Consider the following 9,393-nt stretch of genomic DNA (forward strand, 5'->3'; position numbering starts at 1 on the left):
AGTCCTTCATGCGCCGCCCTCCGGATCAGAGGACGTCCACTTTTTTCAGCAGAGCTCTGACGGTGTCGGTGGGCTGAGCGCCGGACTTGATCCAAGCCTGGGCGCGCTCGGCGTCGATCTTGATGGCGGCGGGGGAGACGCAGGGATCGTACGTACCGATCTCCTCGATGAAGCGGCCGTCCCGGGGGAAGCGGGAATCCGCCACCACGACACGATAGAAGGGGGCCTTCTTGGCGCCCATGCGGCGCAGTCTGATCTTGACCATGTTGTCATACCTCCAAAAGTTTTGATCGTTCGATGATATATTATAAATGCTGCATTGAAAGCGTTCAAATGCTCCGCACTTATAGCCTAACGGAACCGTTTCTTCCGGCCGAAGCCGTGGAGTCGGGAGCTCTTCATGCCGCCGCCCAGCTGGGGCATCCGGCCCTTGCTCATCTGCTTGGTGAGCTGCTGCATCAGGTCGAACTGCTTCAGGAGGCGGTTCACGTCCACGACCTCCAGCCCGCAGCCGGCGGCGATGCGCTTTTTCCGGCTGGCGTTCAGCACCTGGGGGTTTTCCCGCTCCAGGGGGGTCATGGAGAGGATGATGGCCTCGGTCCGGGCCATCTGCCGCTCGTCGATGCTGGCCCCCTGCAGCTGCCTGCCCATGCCGCCGGGCATCATGCCCAAAAGCTGGCTCAGATCGCCCATGTTCTTGAGCTGCTGGAGCTGGTCGTAATAATCCTGGAGGGTGAAGCGGTTCTTGCGGAGCTTCTCCTCCAGCTTGGCGGCCTGCTCCTCGTCGTAAGCCTGCTCCGCCTTCTCGATGAAGGAGAGCATGTCGCCCATGCCCAGGATGCGGGAGGCCATGCGGTCCGGGTGGAAGGGCTCGATCATGTCCAGCTTCTCGCCGGTGCCCGCGAACTTGATGGGCTTCCCGGTGGCCGCCCGGATGGACAGGGCCGCGCCGCCCCGGGCGTCGCCGTCCAGCTTGGTGAGGACCACGCCGTCGATGCCCAGGGCCTCGTCGAAGGCCGAGGCGGCGTTCACCGCGTCCTGGCCGGTCATGGCGTCCACGACCAGCAAGATCTCGTTGGGATGGACGGCGGCTTTCATCCGCTTCAGCTCGTCCATCAGCGCTTCGTCCACGTGGAGCCGCCCGGCGGTGTCCAGGAAGACCATGTCGCTGCCGTGGTCCCGGGCGTGGCGGATGGCGTCCTCGGCGATCCGGACCGGGTCGCCCTGGCCCTCCTCGAAGACGGGGAGCTCCATCTGCCCGCCCACGACCTTCAGCTGCTCGATGGCGGCGGGACGGTACACGTCGCAGGCGGCGAGGAGGGGGCGCTTCTGGTACTGCCGGCGCATCAGGCCGCCCAGCTTCGCGGTGGTGGTGGTCTTGCCCGCGCCCTGGAGGCCCACCATCATCACCACCGTGGGGCCGCTGTTCGCCATGGTCAGCCGGGAGCCCGCGCCGCCCATCAGGGCGGTCAGCTCCTCGTTGACGATCTTCACCACCTGCTGGGCAGGGGTGAGGCTGTCCAGCACGTCGGAGCCGACGGCCCGCTCCGTGACGCCGGCCACGAACTCCTTGACCACCTTATAGCTGACGTCGGCCTCCAGCAGGGCCAGGCGGACCTCCCGCATGGCCTCCCGGACGTCGTCCTCCGTCAGACGGCCCTTGCCCCGGAGACGCTTGAAGGCGGCGTTCAGTTTTTCGGTCAATCCTTCGAATGCCATAAGCTCATTCCTTTAAGGCGGCGGCTTCCCGGCGGATCTGGTCCGCCAGCTCCGTGAGGCGCCGGTCCTCGTAATAGCGGTAATTCAGGGTGGAGATCTCCTCGGCGGCTTCGGAGATGGCGTCGATGTGGGCGCTCCGGGTGAGGAAGCGCTTGATGATGCCGGTCTTGTCCTCCACCTCCTGCATGGCGGCCTCGGCCCGGACGATCACGTCCCGGACGCCCTGGCGGGAGATGCCCGCGTTCTCGGCGATCTCGGCCAGGGAGAGGTCCTCGTTGTAATAGAGGTCGAAGAACTCCTTCTGCCGCTCGGTCAGGAGCTCCCCGTAGAAGTCGAAGAGCATCGTCATGCGATAGGTCTGATTCTTCACAGGGAAGCCCCCTCTCCGCTATGTAAAGCCGTGCCGCTTTACAACGGTGCTTAGTTTACAGGAAAACCATGCAAATGTCAAGGGGAAAATTGCCCAAGCCCGGCACTTGTGTTTTTCGCCGAAAACTGCTATACTAATATGATCCATCGGTATGCAGGTCCGCCGGATGGGGCCGCCCCGGCCCGCCGGCAGGTCTTTCGCCGCGCCGGGGACGCGCTCCCCGGGAAGGGGAGGAGCTCCGCCCGGGCCGGCCCGCCGGGGCCGCGCCGCCGGGACGGCGGGCCGTCAGGGGCCGCGCGGCCTCCCCCGAACGATCCCCCTCCCCGGCGAAAGAGCTCCCCCGCGTTCTCGATGACCTGGATCTCGACTTCATGATCAAGGAGCGCCGCTATGAACAATAAGAAACTCTCCCGCCTGCTGGAGCCGAACCTGCAGATGTATTTCCTCTGCCTCCTGGCCTTCACCCTGGCCGCCGTCACCGTCAGCCCCCCGCTGGCCCTGGCGGAGGGCGCGGCCACGGTGGCGCTGTACGCCTACTTCGTCCGCAGCAACAAGAAACGCCGCCAGAGCGTCCTGCAATACATCGACAACGTGACGGGCAACGTGGACACCGCCAGCAAGTCCACCCTGATCAACTCCCCCCTGCCCATCATGGTCTTCCGCCCCGACACCGGAGAGGTCATCTGGAGCAACGAGAACTTCCTCCAGCTGGCCGGGGTCCGGGAGCACCTCTTCGAGATGAAGGTGGAGGACGCCGCGCCGGAGTTCCCGGTCCATTGGCTGCTGGAGGGGCGGCAGGAGTGCCCGGAGCGGGTCCACATGAACAACCGGAACTTCCGGGTCTACGGGAGCCTGGTCCGGACCAAGGGCCGGGGCGGGGAGCAGAACCTGGTCGCCACCACCTACTGGGTGGACACCACGGAGGCGGACCGCCTCCGGCACGATCTGGACGCCACCCGCCTGGTGGTGGGCATCCTGATGGTGGACAACTACGAGGAGCTGATGAACGCCTGCGCGGACACCCAGCGCAGCGCCGTCCTGGCCCAGATCGACGAGAAGCTCAGCGCCTGGGCCGCCGTGGGCAACGGCCTGCTCATCAAGACCGAGCGGGACCACTACCTCTTCCTGTTCGAGGAGCAGTACTACGACCACTTCGTGGAGGAGAAGTTCTCCGTCCTGGACGCCATGCGGGACATCAAGGTGGGCGAGGGCGGGCACCCCACCCTCTCCATCGGCCTGGGCCGGGAGGCGGACAGCATCCCGGCGCTGCACAAGAACGCCTCCCTCTCCCTGGAGATGGCCCTGAGCCGGGGCGGCGACCAGGCGGTGGTCCGGGGGAAGACGGACTTCGCCTTCTACGGCGGGCGGGCCAAGACCACGGAGAAGCGCACCAAGGTCAAGTCCCGGGTCATGGCGAACGCCCTGGGCGAGCTGCTGGCGGACGCGGGGGAGATCTACGTCATGGGCCACAGCTTCGCCGACATGGACGCCGTGGGCGCGGCGGCGGGCGTGTGCTGCGCCGCCCGGAAGATGGGGAAGCGGGCCCAGATCGTCATCGACCAGGAGCGGAACGCCGCCCAGGCCGTGCTGGCGATGCTCCGGGGACTGCCGCAGTATGAGGACGTCTTCGCCAGCCCCCAGGACGCCTTCGTGAAGATGCGCCCCGGCGCGCTGCTGGTGGTGGTGGACACCAACCGGCCCGACCTGGTGGAGAGCCCCCAGATCCTGGAGGCCAGCAGCCGGGTGGCCGTCATCGACCATCACCGCCGGGCCGCCAGCTATATCGAGAACGCCGCGTTCAGCTTCCACGAGCCCTACGCCTCCTCGGCGTCGGAGCTGGTGACGGAGCTGCTGCAATACCTCGCCGAGCCCGCCGACCTCCTGCGGGAGGAGGCGGAGGCCCTGCTGGCCGGCATCGTGCTGGACACGAAGCACTTCGTCCTCCGCACCGGGGGCCGGACCTTCGAGGCGGCGGCGTTCCTGCGCCGGGCGGGGGCCGACACGGCGGACGTCCAGCGCCTCTTCCAGGGGGACCTGAAGGGGATGGTGTCCAAGTACGACGTCATCCGCCAGGCGGAGCTGTACCGGCCGGACGTCGCGCTGGCCGTGGTGGGCCAGGACGGCGTGGACCGGGTGGCCGCCGCCCAGGCGGCGGACGATCTTTTGACCCTGAAGGGGGTCAAAGCCTCCTTCGTGGTCTTCCGCAGCGGGACGGCCATCCAGATGAGCGGCCGGTCCCTGGGGGAGATCAACGTCCAGGTGATCCTGGAGGCCCTGGGCGGCGGCGGCAACTCCGCCACCGCCGGAGGGCGGATCGAGAACGGGGACATCCTGGACGTCCGGGAGAAGCTGACCCAGGCCATCGACGCGTATTTCGAGAAGTAGGGGGGACGGGCCGTGAAGCAGTTCCTGAAGACCTGGGCGGTGTGTTTGGCCCTGCTGGGGCTGTTCTTGGTCCTGTGCATGGGCTGGCCGGCGGGCATGGTCCTGCTGGTCGTGTTCGAGAGGGCCCCGCTCCTGTTTTGGGCGCTGGCGGCGGTGCTGCCGGCGGCCGCCGCCCTGGCCTGGACGGCGGCGAAGGGGCGCCGGAACGCCCCCGGGGAGCCGGAGCGAGATCTGGAAGGATGGAAGATCCATCAAAGTAACGTAAAACGTAAGGAGAAAGAGCCATGAAAGTGATCTTACAGCAGGACGTGAAGGGCCAGGGCAAGAAGGGCCAGATGGTGGAGGTCTCCGAGGGCTATGCCCGGAACTTCCTCCTGCCCCGGAAGATCGCCATCCCCGCCACGGCGGACGCGATCAACAGCATGAACCTCAAGGAGAAGGCCAAGAGGGCCGAGGAGCAGCGCCAGAAGGCCCTGGCGGAGGAGACCGCCGAGAAGCTGAAGGAGTGCATGGTGAAGCTCACCGCCCGGGCGGGCAGCGGCGGCAAGCTCTTCGGCGCCGTCACCACCAAGGAGATCTCCGAGGGGCTGCAGAAGCAGTTCGGCATCGACATCCCCAAGCAGAAGCTGGCCCTGGAGGAACCCATCAAGGCGTTCGGCAATTACCAGGTCAAGGCCCGGCTGGGCTTCGAGGTGACCGCCACCGTCTACGTATCCGTGTACGAAGAGAAATAAGGCCCGTCCGCGCGGGCCTTCCCGGGAGGAGGAGGGAGGACCATGGCGAATGAAGACCTGCTGCTGCGGCAGCTGCCCCACAGCCTGGAGGGGGAACAGGCCGTCCTGGGCTCCATGCTCATCGACCCGGACTGCGTGAAGGACGTGATGGACCAGCTCCGGCCCGAGGATTTCTACCTCCGGCAGGACCGGGAGGTCTTCGAGACCATCTACACCATGTTCTCTTACGCCCGGCCCATCGACGGCATCACCGTCTTCCAGGAGATGGAGAAGGCCGGGCTCACCGACGACAGCACCCGGTCCTACCTGGCCCAGCTGATGGAGATCACCCCCACCAGCGCCAACGTCATGGAGTACGCCGCCATCGTCCGGGACAAGGCCCTGCTCCGGCAGGTCGCCCAGGCGGCGGGGGAGATCACCGCCCTGGTCCAGGAGGGACTGGGCGAGGCCGGGGACATCCTGGAGGCGTCGGAGCAGAAGATCTACGCCATCCGCCGGGGCCGGAGCGCCCAGGAGATGGTCCCCCTGCGGCAGGTCCTGCCCGACGTGCTGGACCGGCTGGGGGAGATGAGCGAGAACGAGGACCACCTCCCTGGGCTGTCCACGGGCCTGTCCGCCATCGACCAGAAGATCACGGGCCTGAACAAGTCGGACCTGATCCTCCTGGCGGCCCGGCCCGGCATGGGCAAGACCTCCCTGGCGCTGAACGTGGCGCTGAACGTGGCGAAGGGGACGGGGAAGACCGTGGCCATCTTCTCCCTGGAGATGTCCCGGGAGCAGCTGGCCTCCCGGCTCCTCAGCTCCGAGGCCCTGGTGGAGAACAACCGCCTGCGCACCGGGATGCTCCGGGAGACGGACTGGGAGAAGATCGCGTCGGCGGCCGCCGTGCTGACCCGGCTGGACATCCGGATCGACGACAACCCCCTGCTGTCCGTGGCGGACATGAACGCCAAGTGCCGCCGGCTGGACGGCCTGGCCCTGGTGGTGGTGGACTACCTCCAGCTGATGAGCTCCGCCGGGGGGAACGGCCGGGGCGGCGAGAACCGCCAGCAGGTGGTCTCCGATATGTCCCGGATGCTGAAGATCATGGCGAAGGAGCTGAACGTCCCCGTGATCTGCCTCAGCCAGCTCAGCCGCGCCAACGAGAAGCGGGACGATAAGCGCCCCATGCTCTCGGACCTCCGGGAATCCGGCGCCATCGAGCAGGACGCGGACATCGTCCTGTTCCTCTACCGGGACGATTATTACAACGAGGATTCGGAGAAGCATAATATCGCGGAATGTATCGTGGCGAAGAACCGCCACGGCGAGACCGGCAAGGTGGAGCTCCGCTGGATGCCGGAATATACGCAGTTCTCTACGCTGGATAGGCGCTATGACGGCGAGGACTGAGCTGCTGGAGCGGGCCCCCGGTGCCGTCCTGCCCCGGCGGGGCGAGACGGTCCTCTGCGCCGTGTCCGGGGGGCTGGACTCCATGTGCCTGCTGTCCATGCTGCGTGCGTGGTGCGAGGAGCGGGGCGGACGGCTGGCCGCCGCCCACTTCAACCACCGGTTGCGGGGCGGGGCGGCGGACCGGGACGAGGGCTTCGTCCGGGAGATCTGCGCCCAATGGGGCATCCCCCTGACCGTGGGCCGGGGGGACGTCCGGGAGCACGCCAAGAAGGAGGGCCTCTCCATCGAGGAGGCCGCCCGGGACCTGCGCTATGCCTTCTTGCGCCGGACGGCGGAGGAGCTGGGGTGCGGACGGATCTACACCGCCCACCATGCCGACGACAACGCCGAGACCGTCCTGCTGGACCTGATCCGGGGCACGGGGCTCTCGGGCCTGACGGGCATGGATTGGCAGCGGGAGGGGCTCTGCCGCCCCCTGCTGGGCATCACCCGGGCGGAGCTGGAGGACTACGCCGCCCGGTGGGAGGTCCCCCATATCGAGGACGAGACCAACGCGGACCCGGGCGCCGCCGGCCGGAACCTGCTGCGCCTCCAGGTCATGCCCCTTTTGAAGGAGCTGAACCCCCGGGCGGTGGAGCACATCTGCGCCGCGGCCCGGCGGCTCCGGGAGGCGGACCGCTCCCTGGAGGAGGACGCCGCGGCCCGTACCGCCCATGTGGAGGTCCGGGACGGCCGGGTCGCCCTGTCTATGGACGCCCTGGCCCAGGCCCCGGAGGCGGTGCGGCCCCGGATGCTGCTGCGGCTCTTCGACCTGCTGGGCGTGGGGCGGAGGGACATCGGGGCCGTCCATCTGGAGGCATTGATGGATCTGGCCCGCCGGACGGCCTGTGGGAAAGAGGGGCGGCTGAGCCTGCCCCACGGGGTCACCGCCCGCTACTGCCGCCGGCGGCTGATCTTAGAGACCCGGCCCCAGGCCCTGGCGGAGGTCCGGCTGGTCCCGGGGCGGTCCCTGCGGTGGGGGGACTACACCCTGACCCTGCTGGACGCGCCGGAGGGAGGGGACGGCATCGCCTTCCGCTGGCAGGGGGGGCCGGGAGAGGATCCGGTGGTCACCGTGGGCCCCTGCCCGCCGGGGGAGCGGCTGGCCCTGCCGGGGGCCAAGGGGAGCCGGAGCGTCAAGCGGCTCTGCCTGGACCGGGGGATCGCCCTGGAGGAACGGGACCGCCTGCCCGCCGTCTACGTGGGCGGGGAGCTGGCCGCCGTGTGGCGGCTGGGTGTGGATCGGGACTTCGCGCCGGAGGGCCGGGAGCCCGTCCGGTCCATAAAAATAGAAAAACATACTGAGGAGGACGGACATGATGAGAAGCGAAATGGAGAATGATATCCTGAAGGTACTGGTGAGCGAGGCGGAGCTGAAGGAGCGCGTGGCCCAGATGGGCGAGGAGCTCTACGAGAGGTTCCAGGGCAAGAAGCCGCTGTTCCTGGGCGTGCTGAAGGGCAGCTTCGTGTTCATGACGGATCTGGTCCGGGCCTGCCAGCTGAAAAGCGACGTGGAGTTCATCGCCGTAAGCTCCTATGGGAACGCCACGGCCTCCTCCGGCCGGGTGCAGATCGACCACGACCTCCGGCAGGACATCACCGGGCGGCACCTGATCATCGTGGAGGATATCCTGGACTCCGGCACGACCCTGGCCTTTTTGAAGGAGTATTTCCTGACCAAGGGCGCGGCCTCCATCACCATCGTGACGCTGCTGGATAAGCCCGCCCGCCGGGAGAAGGCCGTCACCGCGGACCTCGCGGGCTTCACGGTGCCCGACGAGTTCGTGGTGGGCTACGGTCTGGACTATGCCCAGCTCTACCGGAACGTGCCCTATATCGGCGTGCTGAAGCCCGAGGTCTACGCGGGGAGATGAGCGCGCCGCGCCCAAGCGCCGCCCAGGGGGCGGCCTAAAGGAGGAATGCCATCGTGTCCAAACAAAACCGCGCCTCGAACCTCAGCTTTTTGATGCTGGGTCTGGTGATCTTGCTGTGCCTGAGCTGGATCTGGCAGATGAACGCCCAGAGCGAGCGGATGGGGTTCTCCCAGGTGGAGCAGCTCTTCCGGCAGGAGAAGGTCGAGTCCTTCGTCATCCGGGACAACACCCTGCTGATGCAGCTGCGGGGCGAGCCGGAGGGCCGGGATACGCTGAGCTATGAGCTCTACGATTTCGACCTCTTCTACGATACCCTGGGGGAGCTGGTGGAGGAGCAGGCGGCCAAGGGGGTCCTCACCTCCTACGACTACCAGCAGGACCATTCCACCAACTGGCTGGAGATCCTCCTGCCCGTCCTGCTGCCGGTGGCGCTGATCGGAGGCATGTGGTATCTCCTCATGCTCCGCGGACAGGGCGGCGGCATGGGCGCGGACCGGATGGCGAAGTTCGGCTCCGCCCGGACCCGGACCCTCTCGGAGAAGGACAAGAAGGTCCGCTTCGGCGACGTGGCCGGGGCCGACGAGGAGAAGGAGGAGCTCCGGGAGATCGTGGAGTTCCTGCAAGATCCCCGGCGGTTCATCTCCCTGGGGGCCCGTATCCCCAAGGGCGTGCTGCTGGTGGGCCCTCCGGGCACCGGCAAGACCCTGCTGGCCAAGGCCGTGGCCGGGGAGGCCGGGGTGGGCTTCCTGTCCATCTCCGGCTCCGATTTCGTGGAGCTGTACGTGGGCGTGGGCGCCAGCCGGGTCCGGGACCTGTTCGACCAGGCCAAGAAGACCTCCCCCGCCATCGTCTTCATCGACGAGATCGACGCCGTGGGCCG

Annotated in this window: 10 protein-coding genes; 7 read left to right on the forward strand and 3 right to left on the reverse strand. The window is 67.4% G+C overall.

Translation table 11 applies throughout. The annotated features are described in order from the left end of the window. Positions 1–25: 25 nt before the first annotated feature. The 3 genes from rpsP to ylxM form a co-directional block, all read right to left on the reverse strand. A complete protein-coding gene (gene rpsP, locus QZ332_RS12060; protein ID WP_295765739.1) occupies positions 26–265 on the reverse strand; it encodes a 30S ribosomal protein S16 in 240 nt (79 codons plus the stop codon). Positions 266–351: 86 nt separating this feature from the next. Beyond that, positions 352–1,719 carry a signal recognition particle protein gene (gene ffh, locus QZ332_RS12065; protein WP_295765741.1) on the reverse strand — a complete coding sequence of 456 codons (1,368 nt, stop codon included), beginning with the start codon at positions 1,717–1,719 and terminating at the stop codon, positions 352–354. Positions 1,720–1,723: 4 nt separating this feature from the next. Continuing rightward, positions 1,724–2,089, reverse strand: a complete 366-nt coding sequence (gene ylxM / locus QZ332_RS12070) for a YlxM family DNA-binding protein (protein ID WP_295765743.1) — start codon at positions 2,087–2,089, stop codon at positions 1,724–1,726. A gap of 390 nt (positions 2,090–2,479) precedes the next feature. Between ylxM and QZ332_RS12075 the strand changes: the two genes are divergently transcribed. The 7 genes from QZ332_RS12075 to QZ332_RS12105 all read left to right on the forward strand — a co-directional run. Further along, positions 2,480–4,474: a DHH family phosphoesterase gene (locus QZ332_RS12075; RefSeq protein WP_295765745.1), complete on the forward strand. Its 1,995-nt coding sequence runs from the start codon at positions 2,480–2,482 to the stop codon at positions 4,472–4,474. A gap of 12 nt (positions 4,475–4,486) precedes the next feature. Next, complete coding sequence (locus QZ332_RS12080) at positions 4,487–4,762, forward strand: hypothetical protein (protein ID WP_295765747.1); 276 nt, start codon at positions 4,487–4,489, stop codon at positions 4,760–4,762. After that, complete coding sequence (gene rplI, locus QZ332_RS12085) at positions 4,759–5,208, forward strand: 50S ribosomal protein L9 (RefSeq protein ID WP_295765748.1); 450 nt, start codon at positions 4,759–4,761, stop codon at positions 5,206–5,208. The genes QZ332_RS12080 and rplI overlap by 4 nt, the downstream gene beginning before the upstream one ends. A 42-nt stretch (positions 5,209–5,250) precedes the next feature. Then, positions 5,251–6,600, forward strand: coding sequence for a replicative DNA helicase (gene dnaB / locus QZ332_RS12090; RefSeq protein WP_295765750.1), 1,350 nt, complete (start codon positions 5,251–5,253; stop codon positions 6,598–6,600). Continuing rightward, positions 6,584–7,981: a tRNA lysidine(34) synthetase TilS gene (gene tilS / locus QZ332_RS12095; protein WP_295765752.1), complete on the forward strand. Its 1,398-nt coding sequence runs from the start codon at positions 6,584–6,586 to the stop codon at positions 7,979–7,981. The genes dnaB and tilS overlap by 17 nt, the downstream gene beginning before the upstream one ends. Continuing rightward, a complete protein-coding gene (hpt, locus tag QZ332_RS12100; protein WP_295765756.1) occupies positions 7,959–8,513 on the forward strand; it encodes a hypoxanthine phosphoribosyltransferase in 555 nt (184 codons plus the stop codon). The genes tilS and hpt overlap by 23 nt, the downstream gene beginning before the upstream one ends. A 53-nt stretch (positions 8,514–8,566) precedes the next feature. Continuing rightward, the coding region (locus QZ332_RS12105; protein ID WP_295765754.1) for an AAA family ATPase at positions 8,567–9,393 on the forward strand (827 nt) is incomplete at its 3' end.

The sequence above is a fragment of the uncultured Oscillibacter sp. genome, assembly GCF_910584465.1.
GTDB lineage: Bacteria > Bacillota > Clostridia > Oscillospirales > Oscillospiraceae > Oscillibacter.

Excerpts from the sequence above, each read along its gene's own strand:
- rpsP (WP_295765739.1), bottom strand. The coding sequence starts at position 265 with ATGGTCAAGATCAGACTGCGCCGCATGGGCGCCAAGAAGGCCCCCTTC.
- ffh (WP_295765741.1), bottom strand. The coding sequence starts at position 1,719 with ATGGCATTCGAAGGATTGACCGAAAAACTGAACGCCGCCTTCAAGCGT.
- QZ332_RS12075 (WP_295765745.1), top strand. The coding sequence starts at position 2,480 with ATGAACAATAAGAAACTCTCCCGCCTGCTGGAGCCGAACCTGCAGATG.
- rplI (WP_295765748.1), top strand. The coding sequence starts at position 4,759 with ATGAAAGTGATCTTACAGCAGGACGTGAAGGGCCAGGGCAAGAAGGGC.
- dnaB (WP_295765750.1), top strand. The coding sequence starts at position 5,251 with ATGGCGAATGAAGACCTGCTGCTGCGGCAGCTGCCCCACAGCCTGGAG.
- tilS (WP_295765752.1), top strand. The coding sequence starts at position 6,584 with ATGACGGCGAGGACTGAGCTGCTGGAGCGGGCCCCCGGTGCCGTCCTG.
- hpt (WP_295765756.1), top strand. The coding sequence starts at position 7,959 with ATGAGAAGCGAAATGGAGAATGATATCCTGAAGGTACTGGTGAGCGAG.